The organism is Pseudonocardia kongjuensis (genome assembly GCF_039526905.1).
In the GTDB taxonomy this organism is placed as follows: Bacteria; Actinomycetota; Actinomycetes; order Mycobacteriales; family Pseudonocardiaceae; genus Pseudonocardia; species Pseudonocardia kongjuensis.
In genome coordinates this window covers 155,097-174,923 of sequence record NZ_BAAAJK010000003.1, presented here as the reverse complement: position 1 = coordinate 174,923, position 19,827 = coordinate 155,097, and the positions used below count along the sequence as shown (strand labels likewise).

19 protein-coding genes are annotated in these 19,827 nt (G+C 74.7%); 13 read left to right on the top strand and 6 right to left on the bottom strand.

Going from position 1 to position 19,827, the window contains the following annotated elements:
• Nucleotides 1-18: 18 nt before the first annotated feature.
• A complete protein-coding gene (locus tag ABD160_RS03885) occupies nt 19-756 on the bottom strand; it encodes a MerR family transcriptional regulator (protein ID WP_344018263.1) in 738 nt (245 codons plus the stop codon).
• 206 nt (nt 757-962) lie between these two features.
• Between ABD160_RS03885 and ABD160_RS03880 the strand changes: the two genes are divergently transcribed.
• From ABD160_RS03880 to ABD160_RS03860, 5 genes are all read left to right on the top strand, one after another.
• Nucleotides 963-2,183: an acetyl-CoA C-acetyltransferase gene (locus ABD160_RS03880; protein ID WP_344018261.1), complete on the top strand. Its 1,221-nt coding sequence runs from the start codon at nt 963-965 to the stop codon at nt 2,181-2,183.
• A 55-nt stretch (nt 2,184-2,238) separates the two neighbouring features.
• A complete protein-coding gene (locus ABD160_RS03875) occupies nt 2,239-4,413 on the top strand; it encodes a 3-hydroxyacyl-CoA dehydrogenase NAD-binding domain-containing protein (protein WP_344018259.1) in 2,175 nt (724 codons plus the stop codon).
• A gap of 97 nt (nt 4,414-4,510) precedes the next feature.
• Entirely contained in the window at nt 4,511-5,152 is a 642-nt protein-coding gene (locus tag ABD160_RS03870) for a DedA family protein (protein ID WP_344018257.1), read from the top strand.
• A gap of 143 nt (nt 5,153-5,295) precedes the next feature.
• Complete coding sequence (locus tag ABD160_RS03865; protein ID WP_344018255.1) at nt 5,296-6,411, top strand: ATP-binding cassette domain-containing protein; 1,116 nt, start codon at nt 5,296-5,298, stop codon at nt 6,409-6,411.
• Nucleotides 6,408-7,136, top strand: a complete 729-nt coding sequence (locus tag ABD160_RS03860) for a hypothetical protein (protein ID WP_344018253.1) — start codon at nt 6,408-6,410, stop codon at nt 7,134-7,136. Before ABD160_RS03865 ends, ABD160_RS03860 begins: the two co-directional genes overlap by 4 nt.
• 14 nt (nt 7,137-7,150) lie before the next feature.
• On the opposite strand, the gene ABD160_RS03855 is transcribed toward ABD160_RS03860, so the two are convergent.
• A complete protein-coding gene (locus ABD160_RS03855) occupies nt 7,151-7,843 on the bottom strand; it encodes a TetR/AcrR family transcriptional regulator (protein WP_344018251.1) in 693 nt (230 codons plus the stop codon).
• A 121-nt stretch (nt 7,844-7,964) separates the two neighbouring features.
• On the opposite strand from ABD160_RS03855, the gene ABD160_RS03850 reads away from it, so the two are divergent.
• Complete coding sequence (locus ABD160_RS03850; RefSeq protein WP_344018249.1) at nt 7,965-8,600, top strand: hypothetical protein; 636 nt, start codon at nt 7,965-7,967, stop codon at nt 8,598-8,600.
• Between the two features lie 66 nt (nt 8,601-8,666).
• Here ABD160_RS03850 and ABD160_RS03845 read toward each other — a convergent pair whose 3' ends face one another.
• Nucleotides 8,667-10,133 carry an amidase gene (locus tag ABD160_RS03845; protein ID WP_344018247.1) on the bottom strand — a complete coding sequence of 489 codons (1,467 nt, stop codon included), beginning with the start codon at nt 10,131-10,133 and terminating at the stop codon, nt 8,667-8,669.
• Nucleotides 10,134-10,268: 135 nt separating this feature from the next.
• Nucleotides 10,269-10,787 (bottom strand): SRPBCC family protein, encoded by a 519-nt coding sequence (locus ABD160_RS03840; RefSeq protein ID WP_344018245.1) that lies wholly within the window; start codon nt 10,785-10,787, stop codon nt 10,269-10,271.
• Nucleotides 10,788-11,108: 321 nt separating this feature from the next.
• Between ABD160_RS03840 and ABD160_RS03835 the strand changes: the two genes are divergently transcribed.
• The 3 genes from ABD160_RS03835 to ABD160_RS03825 are packed head-to-tail and all read left to right on the top strand — an operon-like array spanning nt 11,109 to nt 13,104.
• Nucleotides 11,109-11,471 (top strand): GntR family transcriptional regulator, encoded by a 363-nt coding sequence (locus ABD160_RS03835; protein WP_344018243.1) that lies wholly within the window; start codon nt 11,109-11,111, stop codon nt 11,469-11,471.
• Nucleotides 11,468-12,358 (top strand): ABC transporter ATP-binding protein, encoded by an 891-nt coding sequence (locus tag ABD160_RS03830; protein WP_344018240.1) that lies wholly within the window; start codon nt 11,468-11,470, stop codon nt 12,356-12,358. The genes ABD160_RS03835 and ABD160_RS03830 overlap by 4 nt, the downstream gene beginning before the upstream one ends.
• Nucleotides 12,355-13,104 (top strand): hypothetical protein, encoded by a 750-nt coding sequence (locus tag ABD160_RS03825; protein ID WP_344018238.1) that lies wholly within the window; start codon nt 12,355-12,357, stop codon nt 13,102-13,104. Before ABD160_RS03830 ends, ABD160_RS03825 begins: the two co-directional genes overlap by 4 nt.
• A 92-nt stretch (nt 13,105-13,196) precedes the next feature.
• On the opposite strand, the gene ABD160_RS03820 is transcribed toward ABD160_RS03825, so the two are convergent.
• Entirely contained in the window at nt 13,197-14,213 is a 1,017-nt protein-coding gene (locus ABD160_RS03820) for an NAD(P)-dependent alcohol dehydrogenase (protein ID WP_344018236.1), read from the bottom strand.
• Nucleotides 14,214-14,273: 60 nt separating this feature from the next.
• Here ABD160_RS03820 and ABD160_RS03815 point away from each other — a divergent pair, with 60 nt between their 5' ends.
• Both ABD160_RS03815 and ABD160_RS03810 read left to right on the top strand, forming a co-directional pair.
• Nucleotides 14,274-14,795, top strand: coding sequence for a GNAT family N-acetyltransferase (locus ABD160_RS03815; RefSeq protein ID WP_344018233.1), 522 nt, complete (start codon nt 14,274-14,276; stop codon nt 14,793-14,795).
• Between the two features lie 41 nt (nt 14,796-14,836).
• Nucleotides 14,837-15,292 (top strand): VOC family protein, encoded by a 456-nt coding sequence (locus ABD160_RS03810; protein WP_344018231.1) that lies wholly within the window; start codon nt 14,837-14,839, stop codon nt 15,290-15,292.
• A gap of 1 nt (nt 15,293) precedes the next feature.
• Here the strand turns inward: ABD160_RS03810 and ABD160_RS03805 are convergent, their stop codons facing one another.
• A complete protein-coding gene (locus tag ABD160_RS03805; protein WP_344018229.1) occupies nt 15,294-16,481 on the bottom strand; it encodes a class I SAM-dependent methyltransferase in 1,188 nt (395 codons plus the stop codon).
• Between the two features lie 93 nt (nt 16,482-16,574).
• On the opposite strand from ABD160_RS03805, the gene ABD160_RS03800 reads away from it, so the two are divergent.
• Together ABD160_RS03800 and ABD160_RS03795 are read left to right on the top strand one after the other, a co-directional pair.
• Nucleotides 16,575-17,798, top strand: a complete 1,224-nt coding sequence (locus ABD160_RS03800) for an MFS transporter (RefSeq protein ID WP_344018226.1) — start codon at nt 16,575-16,577, stop codon at nt 17,796-17,798.
• 288 nt (nt 17,799-18,086) lie between these two features.
• Nucleotides 18,087-19,781: a glycoside hydrolase family 16 protein gene (locus ABD160_RS03795; RefSeq protein WP_344018223.1), complete on the top strand. Its 1,695-nt coding sequence runs from the start codon at nt 18,087-18,089 to the stop codon at nt 19,779-19,781.
• The last annotated feature ends 46 nt before the right edge of the window (nt 19,782-19,827 follow it).

The following is a 19,827-nucleotide window of genomic DNA, read 5'->3' as shown; positions in this document are numbered from 1 at the left end:
ACGACCGTCCGGCGCGGTTCACCCGTCCTGCGGTGTCCCGCCCATCCGCTCCCGGATCGTCCGGTTCACCGCGCGGCCGAAGGTGGTGACCACCCCCTGCACGGTGATCGGCTTGAGCCGGGACAGCGCCGCGGCCAGCCTGCTCCGCTCGTCGGCGGGCCGGCCGCGGTCCCGGTAGGGCTGCAGCACCTCGTCCTGGAACAGCGCCATCAGGTCCTCGGCGAGCGCGGAGGTGTGCTTCTCGATCGCGGCCTGCGCGCGCTGCCACATCTCCGGCGGGAGCCCGGAGTCCAGCGCGGCGAGCGCGGTGGCGAGCGCGGTGGCGCCGTGCACCCGGACCCGGCCGTCGTCGTGCCGGACGAGCGCGCCGAGGGTCACCAGGGTGTCGACGTCGTCGTCGGTGAGCGGGCGGCCGGCCCGGCGGTCGAGATCGGCGCGGGTCAGGTCCTCGCCGTGCTCCGGGATCCACGGGGTGAGCAGTGCCCGCTGCAGCGCGAGCTCCTCGGGGCCGGCGTCGTGCGGGAGCCGTTCCAGCTGCCGCTCGATCGCGGCCAGCGTGAAGCCGAGCCCGGTCAGCTCGCTGATCAGCTCGAGGCGGGCCCGGTGCCCGGCGTCGTACAGACCGGTGCGGCCGCGCAGCAGCGGCGCCGGGAGCAGGCCCTTGCCGGCGTAGAACCGGATCGTGCGCACCGAGACCCCGGTCCGTTCGGCCAGCTGGTCGACGGTGAGCAGGTCGGGTGTTGCCGGAGCGGACATGGCGAGCAGGCTACGGCCCGGACCTCGAACGTGACAGTGATGATGTGACATTCTTGGTGTGACACCGATGATGTGACATCGTTGCTGTCACATCCTCGGTCGGGCGTATTGACCATGTGACAGTGCTGCTGTAACAAAAGCTACCAGCAAGTAGGAGCGATGGCGCCCCACGCGTCACGCCTACCGACCACCCACGAGAGGTTCGGATGAGCGAGATCCCCGAGGCCTACATCTACGACGCGATCCGCACACCGCGCGGCCGGGGCAAGGCGTCCGGCTCGCTGCACGAGGTCAAGCCGATCTCCCTGGTGGTCGGCCTGGTCGACGAGCTGCGCAGGCGCAATCCCGAGCTGGACCCGGCCGTCGTCGACGACCTGGTGCTCGGCGTCGTCTCGCCGATCGGCGACCAGGGCGGCGACATCGCCAAGACCGCCGCCATCGCGGCCGGCCTGCCGGACACCGTCGCCGGCGTCCAGCTCAACCGGTTCTGCGCGTCCGGCCTGGAGGCGGTGAACACGGCCGCGCAGAAGGTGCGCTCCGGCATGGAGGAGATGGTCATCGCCGGCGGCGTCGAGGCGATGAGCCGGGTGCCGATGGGCTCCGACGGCGGGGCCTGGGCGATGGACCCGGACACCGCCTACCAGACCGGCTTCGTGCCGCAGGGCATCGGCGCCGACCTGATCGCCACCCTGGAGGGCTTCTCCCGCGAGGACGTCGACGCGTTCGCCGTCGAGTCGCAGACCCGCGCCGCGAAGGCCTGGGCCGACGGCCGGTTCGCCGGCTCCGTCGTCCCGGTCAAGGACCGCAACGGCCTGACCGTGCTGGACCGCGACGAGCACATCCGGGCCGGCGCGACCGTCGAGACGCTCGGCGGGCTCAAGCCGTCGTTCGAGATGATGGGCCGCGACGGCGGGTTCGACGCCGTCGCGCTGCAGCAGTACCACTGGGTCGAGAAGATCGACCACGTGCACCACGCCGGCAACTCGTCCGGCATCGTCGACGGCGCCGCGCTCACGCTGATCGGCACCGAGGCCGCCGGGAAGGCGAACGGCCTCACCCCCCGGGCCCGGATCGTCGCCACCGCGCTGTCCGGCGCCGACCCGACGATCATGCTGACCGGCCCGGCGCCGGCGTCCCGCAAGGCGCTCGCGAAGGCCGGTCTCACGGTCGACGACATCGACCTGTTCGAGATCAACGAGGCGTTCGCCGCGGTCGCCCTGCGCTACATGCGCGACATGGGCATCTCGCACGAGCAGACCAACGTCAACGGCGGGGCCATCGCGATGGGCCACCCGCTCGGCGCCACCGGGGCGATGATCCTCGGCACGCTGGTCGACGAGCTGGAGCGCCGCGACCTGCGCCGGGGCCTCGCCACGCTGTGCGTCGGCGGCGGCATGGGCATCGCCACCATCGTCGAGCGGCTGTGAGGCCGGCGTGCCGAACCATCAGCACAGTTCGCGTGAGCCTCGGAAGGAAACCACTGTGAGCAACGAGCAGGCCGTCCGCTGGGAGACCGACGCGGACGGGATCGCGGTCGTCACCCTCGACGACCCGGGCCGCAGCGCCAACACCATGAACGACCGCTACCGCGAGGCGATGGGCCGGGTCGTCGACGAGATCGTGGCGGCGAAGGACGACATCGTCGGCGTCGTCATCACCTCGGCGAAGAAGACCTTCTTCGCCGGTGGCGACCTGGAGCAGCTCTCGGCGGCCGGGGCCGACGACGCCCCGCAGGTCTTCGAGATGGTCACCGAGGTGAAGAACCAGCTGCGCAGGCTGGAGACCTTCGGCCGTCCGGTCGCCGCGGCGATGGCGGGCACCGCGCTCGGCGGCGGGCTGGAGATCGGCCTGGCCGCCCACCACCGGGTCGGGATCGACGCGAAGGGTGTGCTCTACGGCCTGCCCGAGGTCACCCTGGGCCTGCTGCCCGGCGGCGGCGGCGTCACCCGCGTCACCCGGATGCTGGGCATCGCCAACGGCTTCATGAACGTCCTCGCGCAGGGCCAGCGGCTCAAGCCCGCGAAGGCCCTGGAGCTGGGGATCGTCGACGAGCTGGCGGCCACCCCGGACGAGGTCGTGGCGAGGGCGAAGGACTGGGTGAAGGCCAACCCGGAGGCCAAGCAGCCCTGGGACCAGCCGAAGTACAAGATCCCCGGCGGCACGCCGTCGACGCCGTCGCTGGCGTCGATCCTCCCGGCGTTCCCGGCGAACCTGCGCAAGCAGCTCAAGGGCGCGCCGATGCCGGCGCCGCGCAACATCCTGGCCGCCGCCGTCGAGGGCAGCCAGGTCGACTTCGACACCGCGCTGCGAATCGAGGGCCGCTACTTCACCGAGCTGGTGACCGGCCAGGTCTCGAAGAACATGACCAAGGCGTTCTTCTTCGACCTCAACGCGATCAACGGCGGCAAGTCCCGCCCGGACGCACCCGAGAAGTGGCAGCCCACCAAGGTCGCCGTGCTCGGCGCCGGGATGATGGGCGCCGGGATCGCCTACGTCTGCGCGCTCGCCGGCTGGGAGGTCGTGCTCAAGGACGTCTCGGCCGAGGCCGCGGCCAAGGGCAAGGCATACTCGGAGAACCTGGTCGAGAAGGGCGTCGCCCGCGGGAAGACCACGCAGGAGAAGGGTGACGCGCTGCTCGCCCGGATCACCCCGACCGACGACTACGCCGATCTCGCCGGCGCCGACGTGGTGATCGAGGCCGTCTTCGAGTCCGTCGCGCTCAAGCAGGAGGTGTTCGCGGAGGCGGTCAAGGTGGTGAACCCGGACGCGCTGCTGTGCTCCAACACCTCCACCCTGCCGATCACCGAGCTGGCCTCCGGGGTGGAGCGGCCGGACGACTTCATCGGCCTGCACTTCTTCTCGCCGGTCGACAAGATGCCGCTGGTCGAGATCATCAAGGGCGAGCGGACCAACGACGAGGCGCTGGCCAAGGCGTTCGACCTGACCCTGGGCATCAAGAAGACGCCGATCGTGGTCAACGACTCGCGCGGCTTCTTCACCAGCCGGGTGATCGGCACCTTCATCAACGAGGGCGTCGCGATGCTGGCCGAGGGCATCGACCCGCAGACCATCGAGCAGGCGTCGTCGCAGGCCGGCTACCCGGCCCCGGTGCTCCAGCTGATGGACGAGCTGACCCTCACCCTCCCGCGCAAGATCCGCGAGGAGACCCGCAAGGGCGTCGAGGCCGCGGGCGGCACCTGGACGCCGCACCCGGCCGACGCGGTGATCGACCGGATGGTCGACGAGTTCGACCGCAAGGGCAAGAGCGGCGGCGCCGGCTTCTACTCCTACACCGACGGCAAGCGGACCGGCCTGTGGCCCGGCCTGCGCGAGCAGTTCGGCGCGACCAACCACGACGTCGACCTGCACGAGCTCAGCGAGCGGATGCTGTTCATCGAGTCGATCGAGACGGTGCGCTGCGTCGACGAGGGCGTGCTGGAGACCGTCGCCGACGCCAACATCGGCTCGATCTTCGGCATCGGCTTCCCGCCGTGGACCGGTGGGGTGCTGCAGTACATCGAGGGCTACCCCGGTGGCCCGGCCGGTTTCGTCGCCCGTGCCGACGAGCTCAAGGAGCGCTACGGCGACCGGTTCGACGTCCCGCAGTCGCTGCGGGACCGGGCCGCGAAGGGGGAGTCGGCCACCGCGGCCGCCTGATCCGTACGCCACGGGCCCCGTCCGCGCGACAGCGCGGGCGGGGCCTTTCCGTGCCCGGCCCGCCCGCCGATTTCCCGTCACGTGCACCATGGTGTGTGTGACGCAATGGGTGTTCGACATCGTGGACCGGCTCGGGGCGGCCGGGATCGGGTTGCTGATCTTCCTGGAGAACGTCGTCCCGCCGATCCCGTCGGAGGTCATCCTCCCGTTGGGCGGCTTCCGTGCGTCCACCGGCGCGATGGACCCGGTCGCGGTCTGGGCGGCGGCCACGATGGGGGCCGTCGCGGGGGCGCTCGTGCTCTACGCGCTCGGCGCGATGCTGGGCTTCGACCGGGTGCACCGGCTGGCCGGGAACCGCTGGTTCATCCTCTCCAGCCAGAAGGACCTGGAGAAGGGCCTCGACCTGTTCGAGCGCTACGGCAACTGGTTCGTGCTGGGCGGCCGCTGCATCCCGATCGTGCGGAGCCTCATCTCCATCCCGGCCGGGATCGCCGGGATGCCGCTGCTGCGGTTCGTCGCGCTGTCCACCCTCGGCAGCTCCGTCTGGAACGCGCTCTTCGTCTATCTCGGGTTCGCGCTCGGGGAGCGCTGGGAGGTCGTCGAGGGCTACATGTCGCCGTTGAGCAAGATCGTCGCGGTGCTCGGAGCCCTGGTGCTGGCCTGGCTGATCTGGCGGAAGGTGCAGCAGCGCCGGGCACGCGGCGGGGTGCAGGAGAAGGACGCGCCCGCCGCGCGCTGAACACCCCGGTCGCTGCGGCGGACGGGTGATCACGAACGCCCCGCGTGCCGGTCCCACCACGGGGCGTGCCGGTGTGCTACCGGCCGACGGCCGGTGATCGCCGCTGTGCGAACCTGATCGGCAGCCAGCTGACGGACGGACAGGTGGAGGTGGTCGTGCGCCTCGTCGGCATCCACCACACCCACGCGTCCGGCATCGTCGCGCTGCGCGGCGTCGACCTGGTCGTGGATCCGGCCGCGCCGACGGTGCTGCGCGGGCCGGACGGCGCCGGCAAGACCACCCTGCTGCGGGTCGCCGCGGGCGCGATCGTCCCGACCGCGGGCGAGATCGAGGACCGGCCCGACGTCGTCGGGTTCCTGCCCGACCGGTTCCCGGCCCGGATGAAGCTGCCGCCCCGGCGCTGGCTCGACCACATGGCCCGGATCCGCGGGATCGACCCGGACGACGCCGGTGACCGCGCCGACGAGCTGCTCGAGGAGCTCGGCTACGCCGGCGCCGACGACGAGCCGATGGCCGAGCTGTCCCGGTCCGACGCCCAGAAGATCGGCCTGGTGCAGGCGCTGGCCTGCGACCCGGACGTCCTGGTGCTCGACGAGCCGTGGTCCGGGCTGGACGACGACGCCGCCGACGTGCTGACCCGGCTGCTGGCCGAGCGGTCCGGCGGCCTGCTGCTCACCGACCGCACCGGCACCGCCGCCGGGTTCGCCGGCGCCCGCCTGCACCGGCTGCGGCACGGCCGGCTGGCGGCCGCCTCCGACCCGGACTCGGTGCCGCTGCGGACGGCGCCGCCGCCCGGTTCGGTGATGCGGCTCGACCTGGCCTGCGCCGGGGACCCCCGGCCGGTGCTGGAGAGCCTGCCGCCCGCCCGGGTGGAGGCGGCGGCGCCGGGGCGGCTGACCGTGCGGGTGCCCGCCCCGGAGAGCGACGCCTGGCTGATGGCCGCGCTGGCCGCGGGCTGTGCGGTGCGGTCGGTCCGGCCGGTCCGCCGGGAGAACCCGGCGTCGGCCGGGCCGGTCGACCCGTCGACGGCGGACGGCCCGGCCCGTCCGCCCCGCGAGGACAACCCGCCGGCTGACGGCCCGTCCCGCCGCCCGCCGGTGCCGGACGGCCCGCCCCGCCCGCCGGTGCCGGACGGCGCGTCCCGCCCGGCGGTGCCGGACGGCCCGCCCCGCCCGCCCCGCTCGTCCCGCCCGCCCCGGGAGCCCGCGGCACCGGAGCCGCCGCGCCGCCCCCGCGGACCGGTGGAGCCGCAGTGGTGAGGCGGGCCCGGTCGGCCGTCGCGGTGGCGATGCTGCTCGGCGAGGACCTGGCCCGTTCGGAGCGGTTCATCGCCCCGGCGGTGCTCTACGTCGGCGTGGTCGCGTTCCTGTTCTCCGGTGACGCCGGCCCGCTGCCCGAGCCGTGGGCGGCGAGCGCGCTGCTGCTCTACCCGGTGGGGGCCTGGTTCGCGCACGCGCTCGCCGAGTCCGAGGACGACGTCGCGCGGACGGTCACCCTGTCCGCCGCGGGCGGGCCGCTCCCGGTGGCGGCGGGCGTGCTGCTCGCCGCGACCGCCGGGATCGCGGCGCTCGGCCTGGTCGCCGTCGTGTGGGGGGTGGTCGCGGCCTGGGGCACGGCCACCACCGGCGGCCTGCTCGACGGGATGCTCGCCCACCTGGCCTGCGGGATCACCGGTGCGGCGGTCGGCTCGGTGTTCGCCCGGCCGCTGTTCCGCAGCGAGGGCGCCGCGCTGATCGCGGCGCTGACCTTCCTGGTCGTCACCGGGACCCGGTCCTGGCTGCCGCCGGTCGGCACCGCGGCGGCGTCGATGGGCACCGGCCGCGGCGGGCTCGGGCCGTTCGGGGACCTGCTGCTGGCCGTCCTGGTGGCGGTGGCCGCACTGGCCCTGGTGGTGCGGGCCGAGCAGGGCGGGTTCGCGGCCTGGTGGGAGCGCTGGGACCGGCTGCGGGACCGGCTGCCCGACCGGTTCCGGTCCGGCGGCTGAGCCGGGCCGGACCGTCAGACGTGCAGTCCGACGATCCGGCCCAGCCGTTCGACGGCCGCGTCGAACGCGGTGTCGCGGTGTTCCAGCACCTTCTCGAACTGGCCGAACAGCTCGAACGACAGGTGCCCGAACAGTCCGGTCCAGGCGGTGATCACGGCGAGCAGGGTCCCGTCCGGCAGGTCCGGGGTGTGCAGTGCGGCGCGCAGCCGCGCGGCGTCGTCGGCCGGGCCGGGCGGCACCGGCGTCGGGTCGACGGTGAGCAGGCCGGCGGCGTGCGCGTCGGCGAGCAGCCTGCCCAGCGGTGCGATGCCGCGGGCCGCGGCCGGGACGGTGTCGGCCGGGGCCCGGTAGCCGGGCACCGGGGAGCCGTAGATCAGCGCGTACTCGTGCGGGTTGGCGAGCGCCCAGCTGCGCACCGCACGGGCCAGCGTGCGCCAGCGGTCGACCGGATCCGGCACGCCGTCGACCGCGGCCTCCACGGCGTCGGCCAGCGCGTCGTAGCTCTGCACGATCAGGGCGGTGAGCAGGTCGTCGCGGGTCGGGAAGTAGCGGTGCAGCGCCGAGGAGACCATGCCGAGCTCGCGGGACACCGCCCGCATCGACAGGGCGGCGGCGCCGGTGTCGGCCAGCTGGCGGCGGGCGGCCGCGGTGATCTCGGCGACCAGCTCGGCCCGGGCGCGCTCGCGGGCGGTGCGGGAGGCGTTCACCCCCGCACCGTAGACCACCGCCCCTGTCGTGAAGCAACGGTCCGAAAGAAGAGCAATGCTCTTGCGACTTCTGCTCCGTGGTGAGAGCGTTGCTCTCGTCACTACGACGAGGGGGATCGGGATGGACCGGACGGGATGGGGGCTCGCGGCGCTCGGCGGCGCGGGGGTGGCGTTCGCCGCGTATCCGGCGCTGCGACCGTGGACCGACGGACCGCAGGTGTGGGCGCAGCCGCTGTGGGTGCCGTCGCACCTGCTGGGGGTGGTCGGGTTCGCGCTGCTGGTGCCGGGGCTCGCCGCGGTGTGGGCCCGGCTGCGCGGCACGCCGGGGGAGCGGGCCGGCTGGGTGGCGCTGCTGGCGGCCGGGGCGGGTGCGGCACTCGTGCTGCCGTACTACGGCGCGGAGGCCTACGCGCTGGAGCGGATCGGCCTGCCGGGCTCCGGTGTCGGCGAGGCGCAGGCCGCGGCGCTCGCCGAGGGCATCCGGCTGGGCCCGTACGCGGCCGCGACGTTCCTGGCCGGGCTGCTGGCGGTGGCCGTCGCCGGGATCGCGGTGGCGGTGGCGGTGCGCCGCGGCGGACCGGGGGGACCGGGGGGACCGGGGGGAGTGCTGCTCGCCGTCGCGCTGGTGGGGTACCTGCCGCAGTTCTTCGGGCCGCCGGCGCTGCGGATCGCGCACGGGGTGCTGCTGGCGGCCGGCTGCCTGCTGCTCGCCGTGGCGATGCGGCCGGCGCCGCGCGGCGCCGTCAGCACGGGCTGATCGCACCCCGTCGCCCCGGTTCGCACCGGTCGCGACGGGTGCGAACCGGGGTCACGGGGTGTGAACTCAGCAGTCCAGTGGCGGCCGGCGGAACCCGCCGAACTCCCGTTCGACGAGCTCGGCGAAGGCGAGGGTGGTGCGGTCGCCGTACATCGGGCCGATCGCCTGCACCCCGACCGGCAGCCCGTCGGCGGCCGGGCCGACGGGCAGCGCGGTCGCCGGCAGGCCCGGCAGGGTGGCGACGCCGGCCAGCGCGAGCTGGTCGAAGTAGGGGTACCCGGCGCCGTCGACGGTGATCAGCCGCCCGGCCGGGGAACTGTGGTCGTGCGGGTGCGCGGTGGTCGGCGCGACCGGCGCGATCACGACGTCGACCTCGGCGAACAGCTCCCGCCAGCCCTGCTGGACGCCGGCCCGGTGCTGCTCGGCCGCGACCCGGTCGCGGTGGCCGAGCACGGCGCCGCGGACGCGCTCGGCGGCCAGGCCGCGGTCGTCGTCGGCGAGCTCGGCGGCCCTGGCGCGGGCCCGCTCGTAGGCGTCCGGCGGGTACCCCGCGGCGAGGCCGGACTCCAGCAGCCGCATGTACACCCGGGCCGCCGCGGCCTGGTCGGGCAGCAGCGGGCTGTCGCGCAGCACCGTGGCCCCGGCCCCGGACAGCGCCTCGGCGAACGCGTCGATCGCGGCCCGCACGTCCGCCGAGCAGGGCAGCAGCGGATGCCCGTCGAGGACCAGGACGCGGTGGTGGCGGAGTTCGGTGTGCCGGGCCGGCGGGAGGGTGAGCCGGTAGGCGATGCCGTGCGTGAGCTCGTCCGGCCCGGCGAGCACGTCGAGCAGCAGGGCGAGGTCCGCGGCGGTGCGCGCCATCGGCCCGATCACCGCGAGATCGTGCTCGGCGGGCAGCACCGGCAGCCCCGGCGGCGTGTGCCCGCGCAGCGGCAGCAGGCCGAGCGACGGCTTGTGCGCGTACACGCCGCAGCTGTGCGCCGGGTTGCGCAGCGATCCGCCGATGTCCGAGCCGAGCGACAGCGCCCCGTAGCCCGCGGCCAGCGCGGCGGCCGACCCGCCCGACGATCCGCCCGGCGTGCGGTCCGGGTCCCACGGGTTGCCGGTGGTGCCGTAGACGTCGTTGAAGCTCTGCAGGTCGCCCAGGTGCAGCGGCACGTTCGTGGCGCCCAGGACGACGGCGCCGGCGGCCCGTACCCGTTGCACCGCCAGTGCGTCGGTGTCCGGGACGGCCTTCTCGTGGCCCGGGATGCCCCAGGTGGAGGGCAGCCCGGCCATGTGGAACGACTCCTTCACGGTCATCGGCACGCCGAGCAGCGGCCGCCGTTCGCCGCGGGCGAGTGCGGCGTCGGCGGCGCGGGCGGCGTCGCGCGCCCGGTCGAGGTCCGGCACGCACACCGCGTTGAGCGTCCGGTCGTGCCGCTCGATCCGGGCGATCGCCGCGTCGGTCAGCTCGACGGCCGAGACCCGGCCCGCGGCCAGGTCGGCGGTCAGCTCGACGGCACTCCGCCAGGCCGGTTCGGTGTCGCTCATCGGGCCCCCGTCGTTCCACCCCGTGGGCGCTCCGGTGGCGCGGGACGGTGTCGCCGCCCCCGGGTGCCGCCAGTGTTCAGGATTCCGGCGGGTCCCGGCGACCGGGTTGCGGTTCCGCGGGGCCGTCCCGACGGCTCAGCGCGGGTAGTGCTGCGCCGTCGCGGCCAGGGTCGCCGCCCAGTCCGGCATCGGCCCGCCGGCCAGCACGGCGGCCAGCCGGTCCAGGTACCAGTGCCAGCCCGGCCCGGCGTCGGCCGGGCTGAACGAGTCGGGCAGCACCTGCTCGAAGTGCAGCACGGTGCCGGCATCACTGCCGCTGCCGGCGCCGGGTTCCAGCGACACCGACAGCTCCCACCCGGGCCCGTCGTCCTCGGCGACCCGCACCGCCAGCCGGTGCGGGGGATCGCACTCGGTGACCAGCGTCTCGGCGGGCGGCCCGCCGCCGTCCTCGTCGCTGGTCAGGCTCAGTGCGACGGTGCCGCCGAGCCGGGCGTCGCCGGTCCAGGTGCCGAACCAGCGGGCGCACCGCACCGGATCGGTGATCGCCGACCACACCTCGGCGACCGGGTCCGGGAAGGTGCGCCGGAACACCAGCCGGTCCCGGCCGTCGGGCCCGCGGCGGACCTCCCCGGCCGGGCCGGGCGCGGCGCTCACCGGTCGCCCGGCAGGACGCAGAGCTGCTCCGGCGGGCGGGCCACGGCCTCGCCGGGACCGCCGTCGCGCGCTCGCCGGTGGATCTCGTGGGCGTCGAGCAGGTCGTTCATCCGGGTCCCCTCCTGCGGTCGCGGGCCGGTCCGGTGCCGAGTACGTCGAGCCGCTGCGGCGAGGAGCCGCGCAGCCGGCGTCGAACACATGCAGTTGCAGCTTATATAAGTCAGAACAGAAATAGAAGCCGGACTGGACGGCCGGGTTCATCGGCTCTATGGTTCATTACATGACTAATGAACCACCGCACTACAACACCGGGAGGTCGCCGTGAACGACGACGGTCGCCCGCTGTTCGTGCAGATCGCGGAGGAGATCGCCTCCGCGGTGGTGGACGGGACCTACCCGGAGGAGACCCAGGTCCCGTCCAGCAACGAGCTGGCAGCGTTCCACCGGATCAATCCGGCGACCGCTGCCAAGGGGCTCAACCAGCTCGTCAGCGAGGGTGTCCTCTACAAGAGACGGGGGATCGGGATGTTCGTCGCCGAGGGGGCGCGGACCCGGCTGCTGGAGAGCCGCCGGGAGGACTTCGCCCGGCAGTACATCGCTCCGCTGGTGATCGAGGCCCGCAAGATCGGGATCGACGCGGAGCAGCTCAAGAAGATGATCGACGTCTGGGGGGACGACCGATGAGCGTGATCGCCGCCGCGATGCACGGCGTCACGAAGCGCTACAGCGACGTGACCGCGCTGGACGACGTCAGCTTCACCCTGCAGGAGAACCGCATCCACGGGCTGCTGGGCCGCAACGGCGCCGGCAAGACCACCGCGATGCAGATCCTCACCGCGCAGAACTTCGCGACGTCGGGCACCGCCGAGATCTTCGGTGAGCAGCCCTACGAGAACGCACGGGCGCTGGCCCGCACCTGCTTCATCCGGGAGTCGCTGAAGTACCCGGACGACTACAAGGGCCAGCACGTGCTCACCGCCGCCTCGCACGTCTACCCGCACTGGGACCAGGCGTTCGCCGACCGGCTGGTCGAGGAGTTCGGCCTGCCGCTGAACCGGGCCTGCAAGAAGCTCTCCCGCGGCCAGCACTCGGTGGTCGGGGTGATCATCGGACTCGCCTCGCGGGCGCCGCTGACCTTCTTCGACGAGCCGTACCTGGGCCTCGACGCGGTCGCCCGGCAGATGTTCTACGACCACCTGCTCGCCGACTTCGCCGAGCACCCGCGCACCGTCGTGCTCTCCACGCACCTGATCGACGAGGTGTCCGACCTGATCGAGCACGTGGTGCTGATCGACAAGGGCCGGGTGCTGATCGACGAGGAGGCCGAGGCGCTGCGCGGCCGCGCGATCGTCGTCACCGGGCCGGTCGAGACGGTCGAGCGGTTCGCCCGCGACCACGTGGAGCTGCACCGTGAGCAGCTCGGCGGGTTCCTGCGGGTCACCCTGTCCGGCGCCCGCCCGGCCAGCTCCGAGCCGAACCTGTCGTTCGAGCCGGTGTCGCTGCAGCAGCTCGTCGTCCGGACCACCCAGCAGAACTCCGGAGTCCGCCTCGACCGGGAGGTCCTGTCATGACCGCCGCCACCGCAGAGCCGACGTCGCAGCCGGTGTTCTCCGGCGCCGACCGGGTGCTCGCCGCAGCCCGGCTCAGCACCGTCGCCGTCCGGGACCGGGTGGGCGGGGCCTGGCTGATCCTCGCCGCGGTCTTCGTGATCCACCAGGCGATCTGGTGGGTGATCCGGGCCAACGTCGGGGAGGAGGCGAGCGGCTTCACCGGCGCGCTGTCGTCGTTCTACTTCATCGTGGCCAGCACCTACCTGGCGCTGATGACCCAGGTCATGCCGTTCGCGCTCAGCCTGGGCATCACCCGGCGGCACTTCTACCTCGGCACCTCGCTGCTGGTGGCCGCCGAGACGCTGTTCAGCGCGGTGATCCTGACCCTGCTGCTGCACGTCGAACGCTGGACCGGCGGCTGGGGGCTACAGGTCCAGTTCTTCGAGATGGGCTTCATGGCGCAGTCCAACCTGCTCCTGCAGGTGCTCGCCTACTGGGTGCCGCTGGTGGCGATCTCGTTCCTCTTCCTCGCGATCGGTGCGGTGTTCCGGCGCTGGGGCCAGACCGGGGTGTGGGCGGTCTGCGTCGGGATGCTCGCCGTGGTGGCCGCGGTCGTCATGTACATCACCTGGCAGGACGCGTGGCGCTCGTTCGGGGCGTTCTTCGTGGAGACGCCCACGATCCTGCTCCTCGCCGGCTACCCGCTGATCCTCGCGGCGCTGTCGGTGGTCGGCGGATACCTGGTGCTGCGCCGGGCGCAGCCCTGATCCGTCCGATGATCCACGACCGGGTGGGGGACCCGGTCGCACCGTGTGCGGTCCGGCATCACCGGGGGGTGGTGCCGGGCCACACACGTCTGTCAGGGCCGGACCATCACCTTGACCTGCGCCGGACCGGGGTCCAGCGCGTCGCCGACGTGGTCCAGGTCGACGTGCCCGGTCACCAGCCGGTCCAGGTCCATCGACGGGGCCAGCGCGACCGCGGCCGGCCAGGTGTTCGCGTAGCGGAACGTGCCGGTCAGGGTGATCTCGCGGGACTGCAGCGCGGACACCGGCAGCGTCATCTCGTCGGCGCCCATCCCGACCAGCACCGCCGTCCCGCCCGGCCGGACCGCGGCCAGCCCGCCGAGCACCGCCGGGGCCACCCCCGAGCAGTCGACGAACACGTCGACGCCGGTCCCGGCCGCGTCGTCGGTGGCCGGATCGAGCACCGCGGTCGCCGCGAACGATCCGGCGAGCGCGCGCCGTCCGGCGTCCGGGTCGCTGACCAGCACCTCGGTCGCCCCCTGCACCGCGGCGACCCGGGCGACGAGCAGCCCGATCGGGCCGGCTCCGGCGACCAGCACCCGCGACCCGGGCCCGGTCCCGGCGCGCCGGTGCGCCCACAGCGCCACCGACAGCGGCTCCAGCAGGGCGGCGGCGTCGTCGGAGACGTGATCGGGCACCGGATGCGCGAAGTCGTCGGCGATAGCGACGTACTCGGCGAACGCGCCGTCCACCGGCGGGGTCGCGAAGAACGTCATGTCCGGGCACAGGTTGTAGGCGCCGGTGTGGCAGTACCGGCAGCGCCGGCACGGCACGCCCGGCTCCAGCGACACCCGCTGCCCGATCCGCGCGGCTTCCACCCCGGTGCCGACCGCGACGATCCGGCCGGCCGGCTCGTGCCCGAGCACCAGCGGATCGCGCACCACGAAACCGCCGATCCGGCCGTGCCGGAAGTAGTGCACGTCGGAGCCGCAGGTGCCGACGGCGGCGATCCGGACCAGCACCTCCCGGTGCCCCGGCCGGGGCACCGGTCGCTCCTGCACCTCCAGCTCTCCGGCGGTGCGCAGCACGCTGCACCGCATCGACTCCGGCACCTCGACGCTCGCGGTCACAGCGCCGACCGTGGCACGGGCGGCGGCAATCCGCTCGCCCGGCGGGCGATGATGGTCGGCGTGGACGTGCGGATCGACCCGCTCGACGAGCGCGGGCTCGCGGAGCTGCTCGACGCGGCCGTCGCCGGTGCGGACCCGGGCGAGGTGATGCCCGCCTGGCCCGGTGCGGTCTGGGACGACCGGCTGCGCTCCGGCTTCCTCGCGTTCCACCGGCGCCGGTCGCTCGGGCCGGACCCGGTGGAACGCACCTGGGTGGTGCGGGTGGACGGCCGCGCCGCCGGTGCGGTGCGCCTGGAGCCGGGCCCGGACGGCACCGAGTTCGGGATCTGGCTCGCCCGCGGGGCGCGCGGCCGCGGCGCCGGGACGGCCGCCGTCCGGCTGCTGACGGCCACGGCCGGGCCCGGATCGGGTGGACCGCTCGTCGCGCGGACCACCGCGTCGAACGTCGCCGCACTGGGTCTGCTGCGCGCGCTCGGCGCCCGCTGGGCACCCGGTGGGGAGGGCGCCGTGGCGCTGCCGACGGGCACGGTCGATCATGTGCAGCGGCGCGGACCTGGACACGGGGTCGGCCCGACCGATTGACTTCAGGCCGTACGTGACGGCCGGACGAGGAGAAGGTGCCGATGGGTGCGGGCATCGAACGACCGGCCGTCACCGGCTTCCACCACGTGTCGGCGGTCGTGTCCGACGTGGAGTCGAGCGCGACCTGGTACCAGCGGGTGCTCGGGTTGCAGCGGCTGCCGATGACCTTCCCGCACCACGGCGTCGGCGGCGCCCGCTATCCGGTGCCGGACCCGGACAAGGCCGCCCTGCTGCTCGACTCGGCGACCGGGGTCATGATCGAGCTGCACGCGCCGACCGGCGGCGACGGCGGCCCGGACCGCGGCGCGCTCGACCATCTCGCGTTCGGCGTCGCCACCCGGGACACGCTCGACAGCTGGGCGGCCTGGCTGGACACCCTGTCGGTGCCGCACGAGGGCGTCGTCGACCGGACCGACCCGACCGACTACGCGACGCTGGAGTTCCGCGACCCGGACGGCATCGCGCTGGAGTTCATCTACTTCCCCGGCCGCGGCTGACTCACGGGTCCACGCAGACCAGGCCCCACGGCCGGTCGCCGACCCGGGTCATCACGACCGTCGCCCGCCGCGATCCGCGCCCGCGCAGCCGCCGGGCGAGCGCGTCGACGTCGCCGGCCAGTCCGCGGCGCCGCACGTCCACCGCGCCGACGTCGAGCTCGCGCAGCAGCCGGGGCAGCCGCTTCTGGTCCCACGGCCGGGAGTCGATCACCCGCAGGGTCCGGGCGAACGGCGTGCCGGGCGGCTCGTCGTCGGCGGTCAGGAAGGCGATCCGCCGGTCGATCCGGGACGTCCCGGTGCGCCCGGCCAGCGCCGTCACCAGCCCGGCCCGGGTGACGGCCGGGTTCGGGTCGAGCAGCCAGCGGCCCGGTTCGACGACCGGGACGCCGGTGTCGCCGTCGTCCGGATCGGGCTCGCCGGCCAGCGCGTGCGCGGTGCCGTCGGCGTCCAGGACGGTCGCCCTGGTCCGCGCCCCGGCCAGCGCGGGCGACCACAGCGCGGCCTCCTTCAGCTCCCGGCCGAGCGCGACGAACTCCAGCTCCCAGCCGGGCGGCGCCGCGGCGTGGTCGACGCCCGGCGCGGCCTTGATCCCGACGGCGTCGGTCCGCTCGGTGAGCCCGACGCACCAGTCCAGCGGGGGCTCGGAGTCGCCGGTGCGCATCCGCCCGCCGGTCGAGCGGCGGGCCGGGTCGACGAACACCCCGTCCGTCCCGGACAGGTCGGCGTCGCGCACGTCGCACCGCACCGGGTGCAGGGTCCCGCCGTGCACCGCGACGTTGCGCCGGGCCATCCACAGGTGCACCGGGTCCAGGTCGACGCCGGTCACCTCGCGCCCGTCGGCGAGCGCGATCGCGTCCCCGCCGATCCCGCAGCACAGGTCGGTCAGCCGGCCGCGGCCGCGGTAGCGGGCGGCCCGGTGCCGGGCGATCACCTCCGACGACGCCTGCTCCAGCCCGTCCCGGGTGAACCACATCGACCCGGCGCGGGCGAACTTGGCGGCGGCCCGGTCGCGCAGGTCGGCGAGCGCCATCGCGTCGGCGACCAGCGCGGCGTCGTACTCGCGGCGCAGCGCGGTGCCGATCCGCAGCGCCGCCGCACCGGACCGGTCGGTCCCGGCCAGCCGGTCCAGCAGTGCGGTCCCCTCCGGCCCGGCGAGCCGGGCCGCCCGGGCGGTCTCCTCGTGCTCCACACCGACACCATTCCGGACGGCCGGGTACCGGTTGCGGCCCGGGTTCCGGCCCGGGCGTACCGTCGGTACGGGTACCGGGGAACAGGGGGGATCGTGGTCGAGCAGGACGGCCGCGTCCCCGGCGTACCGGCGCGCGGCGCCGCCCTGCCCCGCGAGATCCACGTGCTGGTCGGGGCCTCGTTCGCGATCGCCATCGGGTTCGGGCTGGTCGCGCCGGTGCTGCCGGCGTTCGTCCGGTCGTTCGACGTCGGGATCACCGCCGCGTCCGCGGTGATCAGCGTGTTCGCGTTCTCCCGGCTGGTGTTCGCGCCGCTGTCCGGGACGGTGGTCGGCCGGTTCGGCGAGCTGCCGGTGTTCGTGTGGGGTCTCGCGGTGGTCGCCGTGACCACCGGCGGGCTGGCGTTCGCGACGGCCTACTGGCAGCTGATCGCGCTGCGGCTGGTCGCCGGGATCGGCTCCACCATGTTCACGATCTCGGCGGTGTCGCTGCTGGTGCGGCTCGCCCCGGCGCACCTGCGCGGGCGCGCCACCAGCCTCTGGGCGACCGGGTTCCTGCTCGGCAACATCGCCGGCCCGCTGCTCGGCGGCACGCTCGCCGCGATCGACGTCCGCGCCCCGTTCCTCGTCTACGCCGGGCTGCTGGTGCTGGTGCTCGCCGTCGGCGGATGGCTGCTGCGCAGCCCGGACGGACCGGCCACGGAGGAACCGGCGCCGAGCGCGCGGTTCCGGGACGCGCTGCCGCACCGGGCCTACCGGGCCGCGCTGGTGGGGAACTTCGCGAACGGCTGGACGGTGTTCGGCGTCCGGATCGCGCTGGTGCCGCTGGTGGTGGTCGAGTCGCTGGGCCGCGAGGACGCCTTCGGTGGCGTCGCGCTCGCCGTGTTCGCCGCCGGGAACGCGCTGACCCTGCTGCCCGGCGGCCGGATCGCCGACCGGCTGGGGCGGCGACCACCGCTGATCGCCGGGCTCGCCGTGTCCGGTGCGGCGACCGCGCTGCTCGGCTACACCGCGTCGCCGTGGCTGTTCCTGGCCCTGTCACTGGTCGCCGGGCTGGGCAGCGGCATGCTGAACCCGCCGCTGAACGCGGCGGTGGCCGACGTGATCGGCGACCGCGCCCGCGGTGGGTCGGTGCTCGCCGGGTTCCAGATGTCGGCCGATCTCGGCGCGATCACCGGGCCGCTGATCGCGGGCGCCCTGGCCGAGGGGGCCGGGTACGGGCCGGCGTTCGCGGTGACCGGCGTGCTGTCGCTGGTCGCGGCGCTGGTGTGGTGGCGGGCGCCGGAGACGCTGCCCGGCCGGGACCCCGCCGCCGGCTGAGCCGGCCCGGCGGTCCGGTCACGCACGGCGCAGCGGCGTCCACCCGGACGGGTTCCACCACGTGCCTCCCGCCGTTCACAACCGTTCACCCCGGTCCCCGGGTTCCCGTCCGCCCCGCACCGGCGACCGCTCACCGACGCCATGGGCCGCCGCGGCCGCGGATCGGGGGACGCCCGTCCGGGTGGGGTCACCGCACCGTCGGGTGGCTCGCGTGGTCGGTGGGTGCGGTCCGCACATAGCGTCCGCCATATCGGACAAGCCGGACACGGACGGGGACGGATCGGAGCCATGAGGCGCGGACTCGCACGACGCACAGTGATCGGCACGACGGCGGTGGTGACGGCGAGTGTTCTCGCCTTCACCGGGGGCGGGATGGCCCTCGCCGACGGGGCGACTGCCCAGCCGGAGCGGACACCCGCCGTGTCCGGGGAGTGGTCCGGTGACGGCGCGGAGTCGGGGATCCCGGCGTCGGCGCTGCGTGGGGGTTCCTGGCGGTGGGGCGCCGAGTCGGCGGGACCCGATCCGGCTGCGGATCCGGCCCCGGGTCCCGCCGAACCGGCTTCGGGGGCCGCCGAGCCCGCCGAGCCGGTCGCCGGTCCGGCCGATCCGGCACCGGCCGGTCCCGCGGGACCCGGTGGTCCGGGGACCGGTGCGACCGGTCCCGCGGAACCCGCTGCCGCTCCGGCCGGACCCGCTGCGGACCCGGCCGCCGAACCGGCGGACCCGGCTGCCGAACCCGCCGGGCCCGCTACCGGCTCGGTCACCGATCCGGCCGCGGCCCCGGCCACCGGGCCCGCCGACCCGGCTGCTCCGGCTGCGGACCCGGCCACCGAGCCCACTGAACCGGCGGACCCGGCCGCTCCGGCCGCGGACCCGGCCACCGAGCCCGCGGAGCCCGCTGATCCGGCTGATCCGGCGGCCCCGGCCACCGAGCCTGCCGACCCGGCTGATCCGGCTGCGGCCACCGAGCCCGCGGATCCGGTTGACCCAGACCCGGCCACCGAGCCTGCGGCCCCGGCCACCGAGCCCGCGGACCCGGCTGATCCGGCTGATCCGGCTGCGGACCCGGCCGTCGAACCGGCGGACCCGGCCGATCCGGCCCCGGCCACCGAGCCCGCCGACCCGGCCGACCCGGCCGACCCGGCCGACCCGGCCACTGAGCCCGCCGACCCGACCGACCCGGCCGATCCGGCTGCCGACCCGGCCGACGAGCCCGCGGCCGGGCAGGACCCCGACGACCCCACCGCCGACCCCGCCCAGGACCCGGCCGACGAGCCCGCCGACACCGCGGCCGAGCGGCACGGCTGGGGCACCCCCCTCCCGGCGTCCGACGAGTTCGACTACGTCGGCCCGCCGGACCCGGAGCGCTGGCACCACGCCGGCGAGTGCTGGCCGGGGCACGACGGCAACGGCGGCCGGTGCGCCAGCCGTTCCACGGTCGACGGCGAGAAGCTCGTCCAGACCGGCCTCGCGAACGGCGACTCGGCCTGGATCGCGTCGCGGTTCAACCAGCAGTACGGCCGCTGGGAGGCCCGGGTCCGGTCCGAGGAGAACGGGCCGAACAACGGCCGCCAGTACCACCCGCTGCTGATCATCTGGCCGGAGTCGAACCGCTGGCCGCAGGACGGCGAGTACGACTTCCTGGAGAACATGGCGCCGGGCGAGGACTGCGTCGAGGCGTTCATCCACTACCCGCACGCGCCCGGCCCGGTGCAGCAGGAGTTCGTCCGCGAGCAGGACTGCGGGGAACCGCTCACCGAGTGGCACAACATCGGCTTCGAGTGGACCCCGGACCACGTCAAGGGCTTCATCGACGGCGAGGAGTGGTTCAGCTTCTCCGGCGGTGCCGGCGGCGGCAGGCAGAACATCCAGGACATGCCCAGCGGGCACCTGACGATCCAGCTGGACAACTTCTACGGCGGGAACATGCAGCCCGCGACCTACGAGATCGAGTGGGTCCGCATCTACTCGCTCGACGACTGAGCCCGGCTGAGCCCGGCTGACGCAGGCTCCCGGCCGTGGACGACGG

Excerpts from the sequence above, each read along its gene's own strand:
- ABD160_RS03885 (WP_344018263.1), bottom strand. The coding sequence starts at position 756 with ATGTCCGCTCCGGCAACACCCGACCTGCTCACCGTCGACCAGCTGGCC.
- ABD160_RS03830 (WP_344018240.1), top strand. The coding sequence starts at position 11,468 with ATGAGCGTGATCGCCGCCGCGATGCACGGCGTCACGAAGCGCTACAGC.
- ABD160_RS03795 (WP_344018223.1), top strand. The coding sequence starts at position 18,087 with ATGAGGCGCGGACTCGCACGACGCACAGTGATCGGCACGACGGCGGTG.
- ABD160_RS03825 (WP_344018238.1), top strand. The coding sequence starts at position 12,355 with ATGACCGCCGCCACCGCAGAGCCGACGTCGCAGCCGGTGTTCTCCGGC.
- ABD160_RS03850 (WP_344018249.1), top strand. The coding sequence starts at position 7,965 with ATGGACCGGACGGGATGGGGGCTCGCGGCGCTCGGCGGCGCGGGGGTG.
- ABD160_RS03845 (WP_344018247.1), bottom strand. The coding sequence starts at position 10,133 with ATGAGCGACACCGAACCGGCCTGGCGGAGTGCCGTCGAGCTGACCGCC.
- ABD160_RS03810 (WP_344018231.1), top strand. The coding sequence starts at position 14,837 with ATGGGTGCGGGCATCGAACGACCGGCCGTCACCGGCTTCCACCACGTG.
- ABD160_RS03880 (WP_344018261.1), top strand. The coding sequence starts at position 963 with ATGAGCGAGATCCCCGAGGCCTACATCTACGACGCGATCCGCACACCG.